This is a genomic window from Lacrimispora indolis DSM 755, from assembly GCF_000526995.1.
In the GTDB taxonomy this organism is placed as follows: Bacteria; Bacillota; Clostridia; order Lachnospirales; family Lachnospiraceae; genus Lacrimispora; species Lacrimispora indolis.
In genome coordinates this window covers 1,053,277-1,075,057 of record NZ_AZUI01000001.1, presented here as the reverse complement: position 1 = coordinate 1,075,057, position 21,781 = coordinate 1,053,277, and the positions used below count along the sequence as shown (strand labels likewise).

Annotated in this window: 16 protein-coding genes; 9 read left to right on the top strand and 7 right to left on the bottom strand. The window is 45.5% G+C overall.

The window, feature by feature from the left end; all coding sequences use genetic code 11:
- Positions 1 to 87 precede the first annotated feature (87 nt).
- Entirely contained in the window at positions 88 to 1,239 is a 1,152-nt protein-coding gene (locus K401_RS0105190) for a TolC family protein (protein ID WP_024291960.1), read from the top strand.
- A 3-nt stretch (positions 1,240 to 1,242) separates the two neighbouring features.
- Positions 1,243 to 2,439, top strand: a complete 1,197-nt coding sequence (locus K401_RS0105185; RefSeq protein ID WP_024291959.1) for a TolC family protein — start codon at positions 1,243 to 1,245, stop codon at positions 2,437 to 2,439.
- On the opposite strand, the gene spoIIR is transcribed toward K401_RS0105185, so the two are convergent.
- Positions 2,420 to 3,067 (bottom strand): stage II sporulation protein R, encoded by a 648-nt coding sequence (gene spoIIR / locus K401_RS0105180; RefSeq protein ID WP_024291958.1) that lies wholly within the window; start codon positions 3,065 to 3,067, stop codon positions 2,420 to 2,422. The two genes, K401_RS0105185 and spoIIR, sit on opposite strands and share 20 nt — an antisense overlap.
- 97 nt (positions 3,068 to 3,164) lie before the next feature.
- Here spoIIR and K401_RS0105175 point away from each other — a divergent pair, with 97 nt between their 5' ends.
- The 3 genes from K401_RS0105175 (at position 3,165) to K401_RS0105165 (ending at position 5,629) form a co-directional block, all read left to right on the top strand.
- A complete protein-coding gene (locus tag K401_RS0105175; protein ID WP_024291957.1) occupies positions 3,165 to 4,229 on the top strand; it encodes a D-alanine--D-alanine ligase family protein in 1,065 nt (354 codons plus the stop codon).
- A 121-nt stretch (positions 4,230 to 4,350) separates the two neighbouring features.
- Positions 4,351 to 5,169, top strand: coding sequence for a glutamate racemase (gene murI / locus K401_RS0105170; RefSeq protein WP_024291956.1), 819 nt, complete (start codon positions 4,351 to 4,353; stop codon positions 5,167 to 5,169).
- Positions 5,170 to 5,182: 13 nt separating this feature from the next.
- On the top strand, positions 5,183 to 5,629 hold the full coding sequence (locus K401_RS0105165; RefSeq protein ID WP_024291955.1) for a YwiB family protein: 447 nt from the start codon (positions 5,183 to 5,185) through the stop codon (positions 5,627 to 5,629).
- Between the two features lie 76 nt (positions 5,630 to 5,705).
- Here K401_RS0105165 and K401_RS0105160 read toward each other — a convergent pair whose 3' ends face one another.
- The 3 genes from K401_RS0105160 to K401_RS0105150 all read right to left on the bottom strand — a co-directional run bounded on the left by K401_RS0105160 (position 5,706) and on the right by K401_RS0105150 (position 8,717).
- Positions 5,706 to 6,929, bottom strand: a complete 1,224-nt coding sequence (locus K401_RS0105160; protein WP_024291954.1) for an AAA family ATPase — start codon at positions 6,927 to 6,929, stop codon at positions 5,706 to 5,708.
- A gap of 72 nt (positions 6,930 to 7,001) precedes the next feature.
- The gene (locus K401_RS0105155) at positions 7,002 to 7,847 is read right to left on the bottom strand and encodes a tyrosine-type recombinase/integrase (RefSeq protein ID WP_024291953.1); all 846 of its coding nucleotides are present in this window, start codon (positions 7,845 to 7,847) and stop codon (positions 7,002 to 7,004) included.
- 6 nt (positions 7,848 to 7,853) lie between these two features.
- Positions 7,854 to 8,717, bottom strand: coding sequence for a tyrosine-type recombinase/integrase (locus K401_RS0105150; protein WP_084492790.1), 864 nt, complete (start codon positions 8,715 to 8,717; stop codon positions 7,854 to 7,856).
- Between the two features lie 229 nt (positions 8,718 to 8,946).
- On the opposite strand from K401_RS0105150, the gene K401_RS0105145 reads away from it, so the two are divergent.
- Positions 8,947 to 10,647, top strand: a complete 1,701-nt coding sequence (locus tag K401_RS0105145; protein WP_024291951.1) for a cell wall-binding protein — start codon at positions 8,947 to 8,949, stop codon at positions 10,645 to 10,647.
- Between the two features lie 166 nt (positions 10,648 to 10,813).
- On the opposite strand, the gene K401_RS0105140 is transcribed toward K401_RS0105145, so the two are convergent.
- The 3 genes from K401_RS0105140 to K401_RS0105125 form a co-directional block, all read right to left on the bottom strand.
- Positions 10,814 to 11,254, bottom strand: coding sequence for a Dps family protein (locus K401_RS0105140; RefSeq protein WP_024291950.1), 441 nt, complete (start codon positions 11,252 to 11,254; stop codon positions 10,814 to 10,816).
- Positions 11,255 to 11,270: 16 nt separating this feature from the next.
- Positions 11,271 to 11,891, bottom strand: coding sequence for a superoxide dismutase (locus K401_RS0105135; RefSeq protein ID WP_024291949.1), 621 nt, complete (start codon positions 11,889 to 11,891; stop codon positions 11,271 to 11,273).
- A 537-nt stretch (positions 11,892 to 12,428) separates the two neighbouring features.
- Positions 12,429 to 12,878: a hypothetical protein gene (locus K401_RS0105125; protein ID WP_024291948.1), complete on the bottom strand. Its 450-nt coding sequence runs from the start codon at positions 12,876 to 12,878 to the stop codon at positions 12,429 to 12,431.
- Positions 12,879 to 13,087: 209 nt separating this feature from the next.
- Here K401_RS0105125 and rpoB point away from each other — a divergent pair, with 209 nt between their 5' ends.
- From rpoB to K401_RS0105110, 3 genes are all read left to right on the top strand, one after another.
- Entirely contained in the window at positions 13,088 to 16,954 is a 3,867-nt protein-coding gene (gene rpoB / locus K401_RS0105120) for a DNA-directed RNA polymerase subunit beta (protein WP_024291947.1), read from the top strand.
- Positions 16,955 to 16,972: 18 nt separating this feature from the next.
- Complete coding sequence (rpoC, locus tag K401_RS0105115; RefSeq protein WP_024291946.1) at positions 16,973 to 20,635, top strand: DNA-directed RNA polymerase subunit beta'; 3,663 nt, start codon at positions 16,973 to 16,975, stop codon at positions 20,633 to 20,635.
- Between the two features lie 269 nt (positions 20,636 to 20,904).
- Positions 20,905 to 21,780, top strand: coding sequence for a carbohydrate ABC transporter permease (locus K401_RS0105110; RefSeq protein ID WP_024291945.1), 876 nt, complete (start codon positions 20,905 to 20,907; stop codon positions 21,778 to 21,780).
- The last annotated feature ends 1 nt before the right edge of the window (position 21,781 follow it).

Below are 21,781 nucleotides of genomic sequence, written 5' to 3'. Positions count from 1 at the left end.
AAGAAAGTGGATTTTAAGTTATTATCATGATATGATAAAATAATAACAGGAACACAGCATAAAAATCCCAGTTGAGGAGGATTAAGGATGAGAAAATGGAAACAGATCAGTGCATGTTGTCTTGCGGCAGTGCTTACTGTCATGGGACCGGCGGCCACAGCCTGGGCCGGCAGCCCGGAGTTTGCAAGAACTCCTGAAGAGTGGGCAAAGCTCAGAGACAATGTGATGGAATACGATGAACTGGCTGGCCTGATCCGTGAATATAATGTGACGGTTCAGAAAAACCAGCTGGATATTAATGATAAGAAAAAGGATGACAGGATCACCAGTGATCAGAATGCACAGTATTATCGGGATGCGGCAGACGACTACAGAAACGGTATCACAGGGGATGACCCCTATGCCGATGCATCCAATGCGGCAGGAGCCAACCGGGCGGAAGCGGCGGCTGATTCTAACGTGGAGGATTTAAAGGTATACCAGCTTACCTATGACCAGGAGGAAGCCAATTTAGTGGCGTCGGCTCAGTCTTCCATGATCACTTATTTTCAACAGAATTATGAGCTGGAAAGCGCAAAAAGCAGCCTGGAGCTTTTGGAGGCTGTGTATCAGTCCACCCTTGTAAGGCAAAGCGCGGGCATGGCGACCCAGGCGGATGTGCTGGGAGCCCTGGAAAGCGTTCAGAGCACCCAGGCGTCTATTGACAAGCTGACCTCCTCTATTGAAGAGACCAGGCAGAAACTTTGCGTCATGCTGGGCTGGAAGTACAACGATATGCCCGAGATCCGGGAAATTCCGGCTGTGAACATGGAACGCATTGCGGCCATGAATCCAGACACAGAGAAGGAAGCCGCCTTAAGCAGCAACTATACCTTAAAGATCAATCAGAGAAAGCTGGAAAATGCCGTGGGCGATGTAACGAAACAGACCTTGAACCGGACGATTGCCAGCAACGAACAGAATATCGGCTCCGATGTGACAAAATGCTACCGGGCTGTTCTTCAGGCAAAGGCAGCTTACGATCAGGCAGGAGCAGAACTTGCACTGGAAAGTAAAAATATGGATACAGCCCAGAGGAAATTCGACTTGGGCTCTTTGAGCAGGCTGGATTATATAAAGCAGAAAAATGCTTATGACACAAAGAACATCGCCATAAAGACAGCAGAGCTTACTCTGTTCCAGGCGATTCAGAATTATGATAATGCAGTAAACGGACTGGCTTCGGCAGGAGGTTTATAAGATATGAGAAAGAAAGGTTATTTTTCTGCCTGTATGGCAGTGACCCTTGCTCTATCCGCCGCCTTGCCGGTTTACGGGGCAGCAGGCCCCGGACAGACGGTAATTTCCATTCCGGACGGGATGACGGAGGAGGCATGGAACAAACTCCAGGATCAGACCATAGAATTTGATGAGCTTTCAGACCGGGTGAGGTATTTTAACCCTGATTTGCAGAACATTGTTGATTCCGCAGGAAATGAGAAGAGCAACCAGCAGTATGTCTATGACGAGATAAAAATATATGTCCGGGATCTTAACGACAATGCCAAGTCCCTGAAAGATTCAGGTGCCACAGATACTGCGGATGGTATGACGGAATACATGACTTTAAAAACTACGGCAAAGTTGCTGGGTGACGGTGCGGAGACTCTGAACAAAGTGATCAAACGGATTGATTCAGGGGTCCAGAAGAACGTTGACCGTTATTCCAAGACCTTCTCTTCTGCCGTAGGTCAGATCATGATAGGCTATAACAGCGCCCTTGCTAACCGGGCTATGCTACAGAAGATGCTGGATGTCAGCAAGGCAGGTTATGAAGCTCAGTCCTTAAGCTTTCAGCAGGGGATGGCCACGGAAGCAGATGTGCTGGAAGCCAATAAAGGGGTGCTGGCGGCACAGGCATCACTGGAACAGCTTGATAACACCATTGACGGCCTGAAACGTTCCTTATGCCTCATGACCGGATATTCGGCAGATGCAGAGGTTCAAATCGGAGGGGTTCCTCAATTGGATCTTTCCCTTATTTCTTCCCTGAACTTAGAGGCAGACACGGCTAAGGCGGTGGGGAATAATTACGATCTGATTGAAAAGCGCCGCGGAGCTTCCGGCCAGACCACCACCGGTATAAAAACCAAGGAAGCAGGTCTTTCAGAGGGAGAGCAGAATATTACGGTTGCCATGCAGTCCTATTACCAGGGAATCCTTCAGGCGAAGTCGGCTTATGACGCCGCCTGTACCTCTTATGAGAAAGCGGTCCTGGAAAAGAATAAGGCGGACCGTTCCTATCAGCTTGGCATGGTGAGCAAGCTGGGCTATCTCCAGGCCCAGATGGCATTTCTACAGGCCGAGGGTACAAAGGAGAGTGCTTATAACACCCTGTATCAGGCCTATGATACCTATCAATGGGCAGTAAACGGGATCATTACGGATTCTGGACAGTAGGCTCCGGCTTTTTTAAAAGTAAGTCGGCCAGCTTAAAACGAATATGGATCTTCGGGGTTTCACGGCTGATCCTCTTATAATCAGATTCATCCATGGAGCTTCTTAAAATTTCCTTGGAAGTATCCGGCACAACTGCATAGGAAGAATCTGTGAAACAAAGAGGAGGATAAAGGACGCACCACCAGTTGCGTCCTTTTCCTTCGCCTATTTTTACCCGGACGGCCTCATAATTGCCGCAGGGGAATACCATATCACCATAGGTTTTAGTCGGAAAGTAACAATTGGTCAGTTCCATATGTGCGGGATAATCGTATCCCAGTTTTTTCATGTAGTGTTCCGCTTTTTTCTCCAGGCTGTCCTTATGGGTGAGAACATAGCCTTTTGTTTCCTCAAGTGATGCATTTTCTCCAAGGTCCTCATATATTGAATTGAGCAGCATGGTGCGCACTTTTAATTTTAAATTCTGGTCTTCTGAGCTGTCGCTGTTTGCCAATACGTGAAAACGCAGGATTTCCGGAGCGATCCGTGCCGCCAGTGCTTCATCACTTTGCCTTCCGTCTGATAAGGTAAGCAAAAATGCAATCAGGAAACAGGTAATACATAAAAATAGATCACGTTTCTGTTTCATTGGGGTTCCTCCTTTTTTCTGGAATCTATTTGTAATTGTAACCATATGTGCTATAATATAAACACTGTAAAATTGAGAAATTTGTAAGGAGATCAAAATGGGTAAAAAAACTGCGGTTGTATTATTTGGCGGCCAGTCATCGGAACACATTGTATCCTGTATGTCGGTGGTCAATGTGATTAACCATATTGATAGAGATAAGTATGATGTTGCTTTGATCGGAATTACGGAAGAAGGCCGTTGGATCAAGACGGATTCTGTGGAAGATATTGAAAAGGGCACATGGAAAAACGGGCATGTTTCTGCTGTCATTTCACCTGATGCCACCATGGGCGGTGTCATCTTAATGGATGGGGAAAAGACAGAGGTGCTTAAGGCTGATGTGGTATTCCCGGTGCTGCATGGATTATTGGGCGAGGATGGAACTGTCCAGGGGCTTTTGGAGCTGGCGAGAATTCCCTATGTGGGCTGCGGTGTACTGGCATCCGCTGTTTCCATGGATAAATTATATACAAAGATCATTGTAGATGACCTGGGAGTCACTCAGGCAGCTTATGTGCCGGTGATGCGCCATGACTTATCGGATATGGAAACAGTTGTAGGTAAGGTGGAGGAAAAATTCTCTTACCCTGTATTCGTAAAGCCCTCCAATGCCGGGTCTTCCAAGGGCGTGAGCCGGGCAGGAGACAGGAAGGAGCTTATAGAAGCTTTGGAGGAAGCTGCAAACCATGACCGCAAGATCCTGGTGGAAGAGATGATCATGGGCCGGGAGATCGAATGCGCTGTGTTTGGAGGCGGGAGCGTTCCTGTGGAAGCCTCCGGAGTGGGGGAGATCCTTGCCGCAGCAGAGTTCTATGATTTTGATGCCAAATATTACAACGCTGATTCCAGAACAGTTGCAGATCCGGTACTGCCCGAAGGAGCCGCGGAGCGTGTGAGAGAAGCCGCCAAGGCCATTTTCCAGGCAGTAGACGGCTATGGCCTGGCAAGGGTGGATTTTTTCGTGAAAAAGGACGGCACAGTGGTATTCAATGAGATCAATACCATGCCGGGATTTACAGCCATCAGCATGTACCCCATGCTTTGGGAATCGGCCGGAGTGAATAAGGATGAACTGGTTGATCGCCTGATGGAGCATGCGATGGACCGTTTCCGGATATAGTCGGGCAGAAAAGAGGAACGCCTTACGGCATACCTTTATGCCCAAAAGATAGGGCAGAAAAGAGGAACGCCTTACGGCATACCTTTATGCCCAAAAGACAGGGCAGAAAAGAGGAAATTTGATGGCAGACAGAAATTCGCCCATAGGGGTATTTGATTCCGGCGTAGGCGGGCTTACGGTTGCCCGTGAGATCATGCGGCAGATGCCGGATGAAAGGATTGTATATTTTGGAGATACGGCAAGAGTGCCCTATGGCAGCAAATCCTGCAGCACGGTGATCCGTTTTACCAGACAGATCATCCGCTTTTTAATGACCCAGGATGTGAAGGCGATAGTGATCGCCTGCAATACCGCCACTGCCTGTGCCCTTGAGGCAGTGGAAAAGGAAGTGGATATTCCCATTGTGGGCGTGATCCATGCGGGGGCAAGAACCGCCGTAGAATCTACGAAAAACGGGAAGATCGGTATCATTGGGACGGAAGGGACCATACGAAGCGGGGTTTACACCAGAGTGATGCAGGAAATGAAAGAAGATATTGAAGTGACTGGAAAACCATGCCCCCTTTTGGTTCCTTTGGTGGAAGAAGGGCTTTTGCATGATTCCGTCACGGATGAGATCGCTTCCAGATATTTAAGCGAATTAAAAGGAAAATATATTGATACACTGGTACTTGGCTGTACTCATTATCCCTTACTGCGTTCCACTGTGGGAAGGCTTATGGGACCGGAAGTGACCTTGGTAAACCCTGCCTATGAAACTGCTTTGGAATTAAAACAGATTTTGGAAGAAAAAGGCCTTTTATGCGGACAGGAAAGCAATGTTCCGGAAAAATACCGATTCTATGTCAGCGACCTGGCGGAGAAGTTCACCAGTTTTGCTACCTCTATCCTCCCGGGACAGGTAAAAGAGACAGAGCAAATAAACATTGAGGAGTACTAAAGGAGTTTATAATATGACAAGAGATGTTCTGATCAGCATCAGCGGGATGCAGATTGCAGAGGATGACAACAATACAGTTGAAATGATAACTGCCGGTGATTATTTCCTGAAAAACGGCAATCACTATATCCTCTATGATGAGATCCAGGAAGACACAGGAGGAGTAACCAAGAACACCATTAAAATCCGCCGGTCAGGACTGGATATCATTAAACGCGGCTGTGCCAGCGTCCATATGACATTTGAAAAAGATAAAAAAAATATGTCCTGCTATGCCACTCCCTTTGGAGAACTTATGATCGGGATAAGCACAAAGGACATTCAGATCCATGAAGCTGAGGACAGCTTAAAGGTGCGGGTAGCCTATTCTCTTGATATCAATTACCAGCATGTGTCGGAATGCAATATTGTTTTGGATATCCATTCCAAAGCCACGGCGGACATCCGTCTTTTGAATTAAAAAAGGACATATGCCATGTGAACTTATCTCTGTCAAGTGACAGGGGGCAGTTCACATTTGCCTATGCCTTTTTCAATTACTGGATAAAGCAGTCTTTCAGAAGGGGGATGGCTCCATATTTACCAAGAAGATAATCCTTGGAAAAGCTGGCGTCAGACCGGACCTTTATGTCCGCTAAGGTGTATAGCCTGGATTCCTGATATTCATTCATATCAACAAAGGCCACTTCGTCACGGCGGAACTGTTGATTGTTTAATATGGAGATATCATAAGTAGTGAAAATCAGCTGTATGTTTTTGATTTTTTCCTGCTGAAGAAAGTCTATAAAAAATTTTGTAACAGCCGGATGGAATTCGTTTGATATGTTATCAATAATCAGAATACCACCCTTTTTGGACAAATAGTAAATCTGTATAAATAATTGAAGGGATTTCATTGTACCAAGGGAGACCTTGGTATAATCCATGTACTGGGTCTCATATTTACCGGTGACCCGGGATTTCACCCGGTAGCCCAGCTTTGGGATTCCCTTATCAATAATAAGTTCCTCTGCCGGGATTCCCAGCTTTCTTAGCTGTTCCAATCCATAATTGAGGGCTTCGGGGTGTTCAAGGGCTTTGTAGGCTCTGCCATCCATGATCAGATTTCCAGCAAGCCGAAATGGTTCCAGAAAATCGCAGTAATAATTGATCTGTTTCAAAAAGAAGGTTTCAAAGGGCTCCATAATGACTGAGATTTCGGGAATATCCAGGCATGATAAAACGGAACAAAATAACCGGTCCCGGTGAGGGCGGATTCCTGCCTTCTGGCGTAAGGCTTTTTCGTACTGGCGCCCAATGGACAGATTATCCTCAGTCCGTGTAAATACCACATGGTTATCTACTGTCAGAAATTCGGTGAGAATTTTTTCCTTTAAGACGGAAAAGCCGTATTCATAAACCCGCTGCCCGCTGATAAAGGAGAGCTCCATTTCCGTTGGAAGGGAATTGGTTTCCTCCATATGAAACGGAAGAATTCTGTCCAAAGCAGTGACCTGCAGGATTGACATAAAATGCTTTCTGGGAATGTCTTTCAGTGAAAAAAGCTGCCAGAAAATAAAAGAATGAAAGCTGGCAAAAGCGAGAAAAAGATTGGTTTTCCCGCTGGCGTTTGCACCATATACGGCCAGGGTCTTAATCAGTTTTTTGTTGCCGGCCATTACCATATGGCTTGGGTGCTCTTTATAATTGACCGCCTTCATATCAATAAAAGTTTCATCCAGAAAGGAACGGAAATTCTTAAAACGAAAAGAAATTATCATAGCATACTATCCTCCTTTTCGGAATTATACCGTAAAAATATGTAAAAATAAACAAAAATGCAAAAAAATTACTTACCAGGTAATAATTTCATCAAGAAGCTGCTGCTGTTCCTGACTGGAACGGGTAAGATAGATTCTTGTGGTCTCAATGCTTTCGTGTCCCATTAAATCAGCTAAAAGAGAAATATCATTAAAACAGGCCAAAAAGTTCTTTGCAAAACGATGGCGGAATGAATGGGGATAAACCGTATCAGGATCGATCCCATAGCGCCTTGCCAAATGCTTTAGCTGAAAATTAATGCCTCTGGGAGTAATCAGACGTCCGTCTTTATTTAAAAATAGGAAGCCGCTTCGCTTGTCCTGTCCGTGGCACCATTCTAAGGCTTCCTGGCATAGAGAATCTGGGAAATAGATGCGGCGGACCTTTCCTCCTTTGGAATACAGGTCCAGATACCCCAGGTTTAAATGCTCCACCTTGATTTGGATCAGCTCACTGACTCTGGCGCCGGTAGTTGCCAGAAAGCGGACGATAAAATACCAGAAGTAGTTTTTCTCTTCTTTCAATTTTTCTTTTAAAAGCTCATAGTCTTCATTGGAAATAACGGAGTCCATGAAAGTCTTTTGCTGGACTTTTACGGAAGGCAGATGGTAAGAGGCAATGAAAATGTATTCCTCACCATTGGTTTCTGCCAGAAAACGCGAATAGTGATTCATGGCATGGATCCGTTGATTGACGGTTGCCGGGCGGTAATGGGTGATTAAGTAGGTCTTATAACGCTGGAGGTTTTCCGGCGTAATTTCCTTATTCATGCTGAAAAAAAGGCGGACACTTCCCTCATAGGCTGTAATCGTATTGTTTGACAAATTCTTTTTTTTCAGAAATTTCTTATAATCATTGAGTAATTCTTCATTTTCCATAATTTTCTACCAATTCACAATCTGATTGACGATCTGTTTTTGTTCCGTGCTGCTCCGGTGAAGATAGATCCTTGTGGTTTCAATGCTTTCATGTCCTAAAATATCGGAAAGCATGGAAATATCTCCGCATATTTCAATGAAATTCTTTGCAAAACGATGGCGGAAGGAATGAGGATAAACCACAGTGGGATCCAAATCATAGAGGACAGTAAATTTTTTTAACTGCCCCCGGATTCCGGCAGGTGTGATAGGATCCCCGTAGCGGTTTAAAAACACGTATCCGCTTACCCTGTCAATTTGATGAAGCCATTTCAGCGCCTCCACCCGGAGGCTTTTTGGTATGTAAATTCTTCTTATTTTATTATCTTTTGAGTAAATATCCATGTAACCGCATTTTACGTGCTCCACCTTGATCTGGACCAGTTCACTGACCCGGACGCCTGTGGCCGCCATAAAGCGTATGACAAAATAATACAGCATGTTTCCGGAACGTATCAGACATTTTTTTAAATATTCGTAATCAGCCTGGCTGATTACGTTTTCCAGGAATGTTTTTTGCTGGACGCGTATCATCAGTACTTTAGCAGAGGACAGCTCTAAGGACTCCATGTAACAATTCAGAGCTCTGATTCTTAAGTTTACTGTCTGAGGCTTGTAATGCTCCATAAGGTAGCATTTATAAAGCATGAGATTATCATGGCTGATCACATGATATAAGCCAAGAAATTGTTTTACTGCGAATAAATACACGTGAATGGTATTGGGAGACATGTTATTGAATTCCAGGTAATCATGGAAATCATCAAGACTTTGCTCCACGGGACTTTTGCTTTCTGCTTCTGAACCAATTACAGTGCTCTCTGTTATCATGTCATTTTCTCTCCTCGTATAATGATGCAAAAACAGTTTAACACAAGTATATAAGCAATGTGTAAATAAATCAAGAAATTTTCGAAAAATTAGTAAAAAATATTGATTAAATGCATATAAAATGCCCGTTGCTTTCGATAATTTCCAATATTAGAAGTATAATTACCTCGTAATGCAATTAGGAATTTCGAAAAAATATTTCAAAAAGAAAAAGGAGAGTGCATTAATTATGAGAAAGCAGACGAAATTAGTTGCTGTATTATCCACAGCAGCATTGCTTGCATTAGGTGCTTCCATGTCTTCTTTCGCAGCAACAGGCTGGCAGGAAGAAAACGGTACATGGGTGTACTATGACAAGAGCGGCGACTTAGAGACAGAGAAGTGGCAGAAATCAGGAGACAACTGGTTCTACTTAAACGAAGACGGCGAAATGGCTACCGATGTTGTTGTTGAATACAATGACAATTACTACTATGTAGATGAGAACGGCGCCATGGCAGCCAATAAGTGGGTTTCCGTTGAGAATGAAGATTATGACGGCGGCGACGATGATGATGAAGAACCCATGAACCACTGGTATTATTTCGGATCTAACGGAAAAGCTTATAAGAGCTCTACCACCGGAAACTCTGCTTCTTTCAAGACGATCAACGGAAAGAAATATATTTTTGATGATGAAGGCAAAATGCTGTACGGCTGGATCGACGATAGCGGAGATCGGGTAACTGGTGATGATAAATGGCGTGATGGCATTTATTATTGCGGTGATGAAAACGATGGAGCACAGAGAGTCGGTCAGTGGGAGTATCTGGATATCGTAGATAACAGCTATGACAGTGCCGTTGACGTTGGTGTTTCCAGCGATAATTTATTTGATGATGAAGATCAGACACGTTACTTCTATTTCAAGACCAATGGTAAGAAGATGACTGACGAAAAGGGCAAGACCATTAACGGCAGGAAGTACAGCTTCGATTCAGACGGCCGTATGAATGCTGAGTGGGTTAACTGGTCAGCTACTCCTAACGAGGCAACAGACAGCACTGCTACTACCAGCCAGGGAAATGCTGTATATACCAGAGGATTCAGATATTATGGAAGTCCTGAAGATGGCGCCAGAGTAACAAAAGGCTGGTTCCAGGTTGTGCCTGATTCTTATTTAAGCAGGGATGACTATGATGATGATGAGAATAACTGGTACTATTCTGATAAGGATGGTAAATTAGTTGCATCTGAAATCAAGACCATTAATGGCAAAAAGTATGCATTTGATGCCTACGGCGTAATGAAGGATGGTCTGGTTGCCATTAAGTTTGTTGGCAACAGCACAACTGACATTGCAGACGTTGCAGGTGATGATGACTTAGCTGCTTACAACTTTGATACTGAGGATGAATTCAAGGAAAATGTATCTGGTCTGTATAAGGATGCAGAATACAAACTCTACTATTTTGGTGGCGGCGATGACGGTGCTATGAAGACCGGCAAGCAGAATGTTACCATTGACGGAGATTCTTTCCAGTTCTTATTCAATAAGTCCGGAAGCTCAAAGGGACAGGGTAAATTTGGCGTAGATGATGACAAGTATTATCTTGGAGGTATGCTGTTAAAGGCTGATAAGGACGACAAGTATTCTGTAGTTAAGGCTACGACAGTTGATGGAGAATATACAGAAATTAAGCTTCTGACAACAGAGCGGTTCTTAGATGATGAAGGCGTAGAGTTTGAGAAAATAAACAAAACCGGATATGACGAGTATTATGAGATTAAGTCCGCAGACAAGACAGAAGGTAATAAAACTGTAGTATATAGACTGGTTAATACCTCTGGTAATGTTCAGAAGAGCAAGAGCAAAGCAAAAGACGGCGATGATCGTTGCTACAAAGTTGAAAGCAACAAAACAATCACAGCTGTATTTGTAGAAGATTAATTCATTATTAAATGAAATAATTTCAGGTGCTTTTCTGGGGCCGTTGTACCATTGTTGAGAAATCAACCTGGGGCAACGGCCCTGTTTTTATAAAGAATTCAATGCAAAAAATGCCGCTTCCTGACGAAACTACTGCAGGAAGCGGCATTTTTTGATTTTCATAAACTCAGCTCATATATGATTTCAGCATCCACAGAAGCTTCTGGTATTCAGCCAGATAACCGTTAAATTGATCAGCGGTAGCTCCATCATCATCGTCCTCGGCCAGCTTAACAATTTCTTTTGTATCCCGGATCCAGTATTCCACATCCGAGATCAGGCTTTTAATGGTTTCATCTGATGAAATAGGAACGTCCTCCAGCTCTTTCACGGAAGAGAGAGCCAGTGCCTCCTTTAGGCTGGCTACAGGAGAACCGCCCAAGGCCAGAAGCCGCTCTGCCACGTCATCCATGACCTGTGCAGTCTGGTCATACAGCTCTTCCAGCTTTGCATGGAGAGTGAAGAAGCTGCGGCCTTTCACATACCAGTGCAGGTTATGAAGCTTGATATACATGACCTGCTGGTTAGCCAGATACTCATTAAGTTTTTCAAATAAATTCTTGCTCATTATATTCCTCCTTTTCTTAACCTTTCATTATGTTTTCATAGTTAGAAGCAACGGCCTTCCAATCAATTACATTGAAAAATGCCTTGATATAGTCGGCTCTAAGATTCTTATATTTCAGGTAGTAGGCGTGTTCCCAAACATCAATGCCAAGAATAGGAACAAAACCTTTGCCTTCCATGAGAGGGTTGTCCTGATTGGCACTGGCGGAAAGCACCAGACTGCCATCACGGTTTGCTGACAGCCAGCCCCAGCCTGATCCAAACTGGCCGGCAGCCAGGCCGCTTAACTGATTCTGAAAGTCAGGAAAGCTTCCAAAAGCTTTTTCCAGGGCATCTTTAAGGAAACCGTCAGGTTCGCCGCCGCCGTCAGGACTCATGGTGGAAAAATAGAGGTTATGATTATAGAAACCTCCGCCATTGTTGCGTATCGCCTTCCTGAGCGCTTCGTCGGAGATGCTGTCCAGAGAAGAGAGCAGGGAGGTGATTTCTTTATCTGCAACACCGGCCTTCTCAGCAGCGTCATTTAAGTTTTTGGTGTAAGCTGCATGATGCTTGGAATAATGAGTCTCCATTGTGAGAGCATCGATATGGGGTTCTAAAGCGTCATATGCGTAAGATAATTGTATTTGATTAAACATAGTAATTCTCCTTTCATTGCTAAATTTATATTGAATTGGTTATCTTTTAATGAGGTTAGTATTGACTAACTACCTTGTGGTTTAATTGTATATCATATGTTCGGTTTTGTCAATTGGTTTTTTAAAATTTAATTGAAAACAACTATGATAATGGTATTCGCCGGAAATATGCATTAAAGTTTAGATTAATATTGGATTTGAGATAAATTAAAAGAAAACTGTAATCTCTTTTTGATGACAATAGAACAGCATAGATGAAATAATTAAAACAGAAATGAATGAGGCATGTTCCTAAGAACTGGAAAAAGGACAGGGTTTCTTCCTAATATAATATGAGGAATCGGGGCCGGAGCTTTTCGTGGGTTACTTCCCGGCCATGAACCGGCCGGACAAAATATGACGGCCAAAACTGTGCTTTATCAACAAAAAATGCCGGAATGCGATTAAAATCGCGCTCCGGCATTCTGCACAGATCTTTTTATAATACAGATCACTTTCTAAAAAACGGGTATCCATGTATCAGTGAATACAGAAATCTCACTTTCCGATCTTCTTAAACCTGTCCAAGAATGTCTTCTTTTTCGGCGCCGGAGGAACCGCTTTGCCCCGAAGGCTCTTGATCTCGGTTATGTAGATACCGCTTACCACAACCTTAGCTTCTGTTTTAACCGGAAGCACCTCGAACACCTTGGCGTCAGCGATCAGTGTCATAACCTTTGGGCCAACCTTTGCCTTTACAATGGGCAGTTTTGTGCGGCGCATATACTTTGGGGTTTGTTCATACACGATCTTAGGAAGCCCTGCATCCTTTAGCTTCATCTTCTTTTTATCGATCACCAGCATGGACACGGTCTGTGCCGCAGCTTCCAATGCCTGCTGCTGTTCCACCTGACGCTTTTCCAGCTTTCTTCCAAGAAAATAAAGGACTGCCAGAGCCACGGCTGCGATGAAAAGAATCACTAATAATACGTTTAAAAATGTGCTCACCGGGAATACCTCCAATAGTTCATTTTGTAAATTGGGCCTATCTGCAATAGTATAACACGTTTTCTTGGAAAATACAAGTAAAAAATGCTTGACACCTTGACAACGTCGTGATATTATGGAATGTGCACTATTGTGGATTTGTGTGCCTTAAAGGTACATTTATGCCCAAAAACAGAAATGATTAGAAAGAAAACAGGGGTGAAACGTCAATGGAGAAAAGCAGAATGCGTCCGGTCCCAGCCGGTAAGAGCCTGAGAATGAGCTTCTCAAGACAAAAAGAAGTGCTTGAGATGCCAAACCTGATTGAGATTCAAAAGAATTCCTATCAGTGGTTCCTTGATGAAGGATTAAAGGAAGTCTTTGAAGACATCTCTCCGATTGCAGACTTTGCGGGACACTTAAGTCTTGAGTTTGTCAACTTTACATTATGTAAGGACGATATCAAGTACACAATAGAAGAATGCAAGGAAAGAGATGCAACCTATGCGGCTCCTTTAAAGGTAAAGGTAAGGCTTTGCAATAAAGATAAAGATGAAATTAATGAACATGAGATCTTCATGGGTGATCTTCCGCTTATGACAGATACCGGTTCCTTTGTGATTAACGGTGCCGAGCGAGTTATTGTAAGCCAGTTGGTACGTTCCCCAGGTATATATTATGGTATCGAACATGACAAGGTAGGAAAAGAGCTTTATGCCTGTACGGTAATTCCAAACAGAGGTGCATGGCTGGAGTATGAAACAGACTCCAATGACATTTTCTACGTGCGCGTGGACAGAACCAGAAAGGTTCCGGTAACCGTGCTGATCCGTGCCCTGGGCTTTGGCACTAACGCAGAGATTATTGAACTGTTCGGCGAGGAACCGAAATTATTAGCCAGCTTTGGTAAGGATACGTCCGATAATTACCAGGATGGCTTATTGGAGTTATATAAAAAGATCCGCCCAGGTGAACCGTTATCTGTTGATAGTGCTGAAAGTTTGTTAAATAGTATGTTTTTTGACCCCAGAAGATACGATCTTGCAAAGGTCGGAAGATATAAATTCAATAAAAAGCTTCATTTCAAAAACCGTATCACAGGCCATGTTCTTGCTGAGGATGTGGTGGATACCACGACCGGCGAAATCCTGGCAGAGGCTGGAACTACAGTAGACAAGCAGCTTGCGACCGATATTCAGAATGCGGCTGTTCCTTTTGTGTGGCTGGAAGGAGTGGAGCGCAAGCAGAAGGTCCTTTCCAACTTAATGGTAGATTTAACTTCTTTTGTAAACTTTGATCCCAAGGATGCAGGTATTACAGAATTAGTATTCTATCCTGCCCTTGAAAAAATCCTGGCAGAAGCTGGAAGCGAGGATGAGGAGGCTCTTAAGAATGCCCTTCACAGAAATATAAACGAGCTGATTCCAAAGCATATCACAAAGGAAGATATCCTGGCATCCATCAATTACAACATGCATCTGGAAGAAGAGGTGGGTACGGCTGATGATATCGACCATTTAGGAAACCGTAGAATCCGGGCCGTAGGCGAGCTTTTACAGAACCAGTACCGCATCGGTCTTTCCAGAATGGAAAGAGTGGTCCGGGAGCGTATGACAACACAGGATATGGATGGCATTACGCCCCAGTCCCTGATCAATATCAAACCTGTCACAGCGGCTGTGAAAGAGTTCTTCGGAAGCTCCCAGCTGTCACAGTTTATGGATCAGAACAACCCTCTGGCAGAGCTGACCCATAAGAGACGTCTGTCCGCATTGGGACCTGGCGGTCTTTCCAGAGACCGTGCCGGATTTGAGGTCCGGGACGTTCACTATACCCATTATGGCCGCATGTGCCCCATTGAGACGCCGGAAGGTCCTAACATCGGTCTGATCAACTCTCTTGCTACCTATGCGAGAGTAAACCAGTATGGATTTGTAGAAGCTCCTTACCGTGTGGTGGATAAGACCAATGCCCAGAACCCGGTGGTCACTGATGAGGTTATTTACCTGACAGCTGACGAAGAAGATAACTTCGTGGTTGCCCAGGCAAATGAGCCTTTGGATGAGGCCGGTCACTTTGTTCATAAGAATATTTCCGGACGTTTCCGTGAAGAAACTTCCGAGTTCCAGAGGAAAAACATTGACCTCATGGACGTTTCTCCTAAGATGGTATTTTCCGTTGCAACTGCCATGATCCCCTTCCTTGAGAACGACGATGCAAACCGTGCCCTCATGGGATCCAACATGCAGCGTCAGGCCGTGCCCCTGTTAACAACAGAGACTCCTGTAGTAGGAACCGGCATGGAATCCAAGGCGGCGGTAGACTCCGGTGTTTGCGTTGTTGCCAGAAATGCCGGTGTTGTGGAGCGTTCCGCTTCCAATGAAATTATTATCAAGAGAGATTCTGACGGCGGAAAGGATATTTACCGCCTGACCAAATTTAAGAGAAGCAACCAGTCAAACTGCTATAACCAGAAGCCAATCGTATATAAGAACAGCCATGTGGAAAAGGGAGAAGTCATTGCAGACGGCCCGTCCACTCAGAACGGTGAGATCGCTCTTGGCAAGAACCCCCTGATCGGGTTCATGACCTGGGAAGGTTACAATTACGAGGATGCGGTTCTCTTAAGCGAGAAGCTGGTTCAGGAGGATGTTTATACCTCTGTCCATATCGAAGAATATGAGGCGGAAGCCCGTGATACCAAATTAGGACCGGAAGAGATCACCAGAGATGTTCCGGGAGTGGGCGAGGATGCCTTAAAGGATCTTGACGAAAGAGGAATCATAAGAATCGGTGCAGAAGTCCGTGCCGGTGATATCCTGGTTGGTAAGGTCACTCCTAAGGGAGAGACAGAACTGACTGCAGAGGAACGGCTGCTGCGCGCAATCTTCGGCGAAAAAGCAAGAGAAGTCCGTGATACCTCCTTAAAGGTTCCTCACGGTGCTTACGGAATTATTGTGGATGCAAAAGTATTTACAAGAGAAAACGGCGATGAGCTTTCACCAGGCGTAAACCAGACTGTCCGCATTTACATTGCCCAGAAGAGAAAAATCTCTGTAGGTGATAAGATGGCCGGCCGTCACGGAAACAAGGGTGTTGTTTCCCGGGTGCTTCCGGTAGAAGATATGCCGTTCCTTCCAAATGGCCGCCCTCTTGACATCGTGTTGAACCCCTTGGGCGTGCCGTCCCGTATGAACATCGGGCAGGTGCTTGAGATCCATTTAAGCCTGGCAGCAAGAGCTCTTGGATTTAACGTATCAACTCCTGTATTTGACGGAGCAAACGAGATTGATATTATGGATACCCTGGATGTAGCCAACGACTACGTAAATACGGAGTGGGAGGATTTCCAGGAAAAATATAGTGAAACATTAAAGCCTGAGGTCATTCAGTATCTGGGCGATCACCTGGAACACAAGGAATTGTGGAAGGGCGTTCCCATTAACCGTGACGGTAAGGTCCGTCTTCGTGACGGCCGTACCGGCGAGTTTTTTGACAGCCCGGTTACCATCGGCCACATGCACTATCTGAAGCTGCATCATCTGGTTGATGATAAGATCCATGCCCGTTCCACAGGACCATACTCTCTGGTTACCCAGCAGCCTCTCGGAGGTAAAGCCCAGTTCGGCGGCCAGCGTTTCGGAGAGATGGAGGTTTGGGCTCTGGAGGCCTATGGTGCTTCCTACACACTGCAGGAGATCATGACCGTGAAATCCGATGATGTGGTAGGGCGTGTAAAAACTTACGAGGCCATCATAAAGGGCGATAATATTCCTGAGCCGGGAATTCCGGAATCCTTCAAGGTATTGTTAAAAGAGCTTCAGTCTCTGGCGCTTGATGTAAGAGTGCTGCGTGATGACAATACGGAGGTTCAGATCGCGGAAAGTACCGATTACGAAGAAACAGATTTAAGATCCATCATCGAGGGCGACAGGCATTACCGGGAAGAAGAATCCTTTAGTGACTTAGGTTATCAGAAGCAGGAATTTAAGGATGATGAACTGGTAACCGTCGATGAAGATGAGGAGGTAGACGTTGTCGAAGATTCTTTTGAGGATTTCGATGACGTGGAATTTGAGGATTCAGACGAAGAATAATGGAAGGGAGAACCGCGCATGCCTGAAAATAATGAAACTTACCACCCAATGACATTTGATGCCATTAAGATCGGTTTGGCATCTCCGGAGAAGATCCTGGAATGGTCCCATGGTGAAGTGAAAAAGCCGGAGACTATCAACTACAGGACCTTAAAGCCGGAAAAAGACGGTCTGTTCTGCGAACGGATCTTTGGACCGAGCAAGGACTGGGAATGCCACTGTGGTAAATATAAGAAGATCCGGTACAAAGGCGTTATCTGTGACCGGTGCGGCGTTGAAGTAACGAAGGCCAGTGTCCGCAGGGAACGTATGGGCCATATCCAGCTGGCCGCTCCTGTTTCTCATATCTGGTATTTTAAAGGGATTCCCAGCCGTATGGGTCTGATCCTGGACATTTCTCCAAGGACCCTGGAAAAGGTGCTGTATTTCGCATCTTATGTGGTGCTGGAAGCCGGTAATACGGGACTGCAGTATAAGCAGGTCTTATCAGAAAAGGAATACCGGGAAGAAATAGAAAAATACGGCTACGGCACCTTCCGTGTGGGAATGGGTGCGGAAGCCATTCTGGAGCTTTTGCAGTCCATTGATCTTGAAAAGGACTCTGAGGAGTTAAAGAAGGGGTTAAAGGAAGCCACAGGCCAGAAACGTGCCAGGATCATCAAGAGACTGGAAGTGGTAGAGGCATTCCGTAATTCCGGCAACTTACCGGAGTGGATGATCATGACGGTTGTTCCGGTAATTCCTCCGGATATCCGTCCTATGGTACAGCTTGACGGCGGCCGCTTTGCCACCTCAGACTTAAATGATCTATACAGAAGAATTATAAACCGTAACAATCGTCTTGCCCGTCTGTTGGAGCTGGGCGCTCCGGACATCATTGTCCGCAACGAAAAGCGTATGCTTCAGGAAGCGGTGGATGCCCTCATTGACAACGGCAGACGTGGAAGGCCGGTAACCGGACCTGGAAACCGTGCTTTAAAGTCCCTTTCCGATATGTTAAAGGGAAAACAGGGACGTTTCCGCCAGAACCTTTTAGGTAAGCGTGTGGATTATTCCGGACGTTCCGTTATCGTAGTAGGACCGGAGCTTAAGATCTACCAGTGCGGTCTTCCAAAGGAAATGGCTATTGAGCTGTTTAAACCTTTTGTTATGAAGGAGCTGGTTTCCAACGGAACCGCTCATAATATAAAGAATGCAAAAAAGATGGTAGAGCGTCTTCAGACAGAGGTATGGGATGTGCTGGAAGATGTTATTAAAGAGCATCCGGTTATGTTAAACCGTGCGCCTACCCTTCACAGACTTGGTATCCAGGCATTTGAACCGATCCTGGTAGAAGGTAAAGCCATTAAGCTTCACCCATTGGTTTGTACTGCGTTCAACGCCGACTTTGACGGAGACCAGATGGCGGTTCATCTGCCGCTTTCCGTGGAAGCCCAGGCAGAATGCCGTTTCCTTCTCTTATCACCAAACAACTTATTAAAGCCTTCTGACGGCGGTCCTGTGGCAGTTCCTTCCCAGGATATGGTTTTGGGAATTTATTACCTGACCCAGGAAAGACCGGGGGCCAAGGGTGAAGGAATGGTATTTAAGAGCGTGAATGAAGCCATTCTCGCTTATGAGAACCAGGCAGTTACCCTTCATTCCAGAATTAAAGCCAGGGTGAGCAAGAGGATGCCTGATGGAACCGTAAAGACAGGAGCCGTGGAATCAACTGTAGGCCGTTTCATTTTCAATGAGATCGTTCCTCAGGACCTGGGATTTGTTGACAGATCCGTTCCAGGCAACGAGCTTTTAATGGAAGTTGACTTCCATGTTGGAAAGAAGCAGTTAAAGCAGATTCTTGAAAAGGTCATCAATGTCCATGGCGCAGTTCAGACTGCAGAGACCTTGGATGATATCAAGGCCATCGGTTATAAGTACTCTACAAGAGCGGCTATGACCGTATCCATCTCCGACATGACCGTACCGGAAAGCAAGCCGAAGCTGATCTCTGACGCTCAGGCGACGGTTGACCAGATTGCAAAGAACTTCCGCCGCGGTCTTATTACGGAGGAAGAGCGTTATAAAGAAGTAATTGACACATGGAAAGCGACCGACGACCAGCTGACCCATGATCTGTTGACAGGACTTGATAAATACAACAACATCTATATGATGGCTGATTCCGGAGCCCGTGGTTCTGATAAGCAGATCAAGCAGCTGGCAGGTATGCGTGGACTTATGGCTGATACTACCGGTCATACCATTGAGCTTCCTATCAAGTCCAATTTCCGTGAAGGTCTTGACGTTTTGGAGTACTTTATCTCCGCTCATGGAGCCCGTAAAGGACTTTCTGATACAGCTTTGCGTACTGCTGACTCCGGTTATTTAACCAGACGTCTGGTAGACGTTTCCCAGGATCTTATTATCCGTGAGATCGACTGCTGCGAAGGTAAGGATACGCCGTTTATGGAGATCAAGGCCTTTACAGACGGCCAGGAAACCATTGAAAGCCTGGAGGAACGTATTACAGGCCGTTTCATTGCAGAAACCATTACTGATCCGGATACAGGGGAAGTTATTGTAAAGGCAAATCACATGTGTACGCCAAAGCGAGCTGCTGCGGTTATGAATGTGTTAAAGAAGCTTGGACGTGATTCCATAAAGATCCGTACCGTTTTAACCTGTAAATCCCATCTGGGCGTGTGTGCAAAATGTTACGGAGCGAACATGGCTACAGGACAGCCGGTTCAGGTAGGCGAAGCAGTCGGTATCATCGCTGCCCAGTCCATCGGTGAGCCTGGAACCCAGCTTACCATGCGTACCTTCCACACCGGCGGTGTTGCCGGCGGCGATATCACACAGGGTCTTCCCCGTGTTGAGGAACTTTTTGAAGCACGTAAGCCAAAGGGTCTTGCGATCATCGCAGAATTCGGCGGCGTGGTGACCATTAAGGACACCAAGAAAAAGCGGGAGATCATTGTGACCGAGAATGAGACCGGCAATTCCAAGACCTACCTGATTCCTTACGGATCCAGGATCAAGGTTCAGGATGGCCAGGTGCTTGAAGCCGGCGATGAGCTGACCGAAGGTAGTGTGAACCCTCACGACATCTTAAAGATCAAAGGCGTCCGCGCTGTCCAGGATTATATGATCCAGGAAGTACAGCGTGTATACCGTTTACAGGGTGTTGAAATCAATGATAAACACGTTGAGATGATCGTAAGACAGATGCTTAAGAAGATTAAGATCGAGGAAAGCGGAGACAGTGATGTGCTTCCGGGAACCTCCATGGATGTTCTGGATTACAATGATTTAAACGACTCCCTTTTTGCGGAAGGAAAGAACCCGGCAGAAGGAAAGCAGGTTATGCTTGGTATCACAAAAGCATCTCTGGCTACTGATTCCTTCTTATCCGCAGCTTCCTTCCAGGAGACCACAAAGGTTCTGACTGAAGCTGCCATCAACGGCAAGGTGGACCACTTGATCGGTCTTAAAGAGAACGTAATCATTGGTAAGCCGATTCCGGCCGGTACCGGCATGAAGCGTTACCGCACCATCGGATTGAATACAGATTCCGCTTTCGATGATAAGGATGAGATCACCCTGTCAGAGGATGATGAAGAGATTCTGCTGACAGACGATGGCTTTGATGAGGCGGAAGAGGTTTTGGATATTGACGAGAACGAGACAGCAGAATAAGATGTAAGATAGCCCTTGGCAGGATCAGACTGCCAGGGGCGTTTTTATTTTACAGGAAAGTTCTCTGAACACCCTTGTAAAATAAAAACACTCCTCTGTGGATGCGCACTGCGGCGTAAGCGGAAGATATCCCAGTGGGACCGCCGCAGGCGCAGGAGTTTGCAAAGCAGGCTCTTTATTTTGGCAATATTTTGTGGTATTTGCACAAGAAAACAAAGTTTTTCTTTGGAACCTCATGGTATAATTGTGAAAAAGAGGAGGTAAAGAGAATGAGAAGTTTTGAACAGAAAGTGTTTCCATACCTTTTGCTGGCGCCGACTCTGGTGATTTTCGGGCTGTTTCTGTTTTTTCCCGCTCTCAATGGATTGTGGATTTCCCTGACCAAATGGGATGGGGTAAATCCTCAGAAATTTGTAGGGATTCAAAACTATGTTAAACTTTTATCAGATAGTAGTTTCTGGGGATCTTTTTTCCGGACCATATTTTTTACCGCAGTTTCCGTTCCCCTTGTCTATGTGTCATCCCTGGGGCTGGCTGTGCTTTTGACTGGAAATATAAAGGGAAGTGATTTTTTTCGGGCAGTGTTTTACTGGCCTACCATGATTTCCAGTATTATCGTAGGATTAACCTGGCGATTTCTTCTGGGAGAGGATTTTGGGGTCATCAATTATCTGCTGACTTATGGTGGAAGGGCTCCGGTAAAGTGGCTGACGGATCAGAACAACGCCATGGGGGTGGTGATCTTTGTCACGGCCTGGAGCATGTCCGGCTATTACATGGTCATGTTTGTTTCCGGGATTAAATCCATCTCTGAGACTTATTATGAAGCCTCCAGAATCGATGGGGCGGGGCTGTGGCATCAGTTCCGCTATATTACGCTTCCTCTTCTAAAGCCTACCAGTCTGCTGGTCATTGTTCTCTCCACGGTCACCATCATTAAGACCTATCCTCTGGTATATGCCCTGACACAGGGCGGCCCGGCAGGGGCCACAAAATTCATGGTTCAGACCATTCAGGAGACAGGCTTTGAGAAGAACCAGATGGGTTATGCCAGCGCAATGACCATGATCCTGTTTCTCCTGTTAGCCATGTTTACTGTCTTACAATTTAAGGTCAATAAGGGGGGAGAACAGGATGCGGACTGAT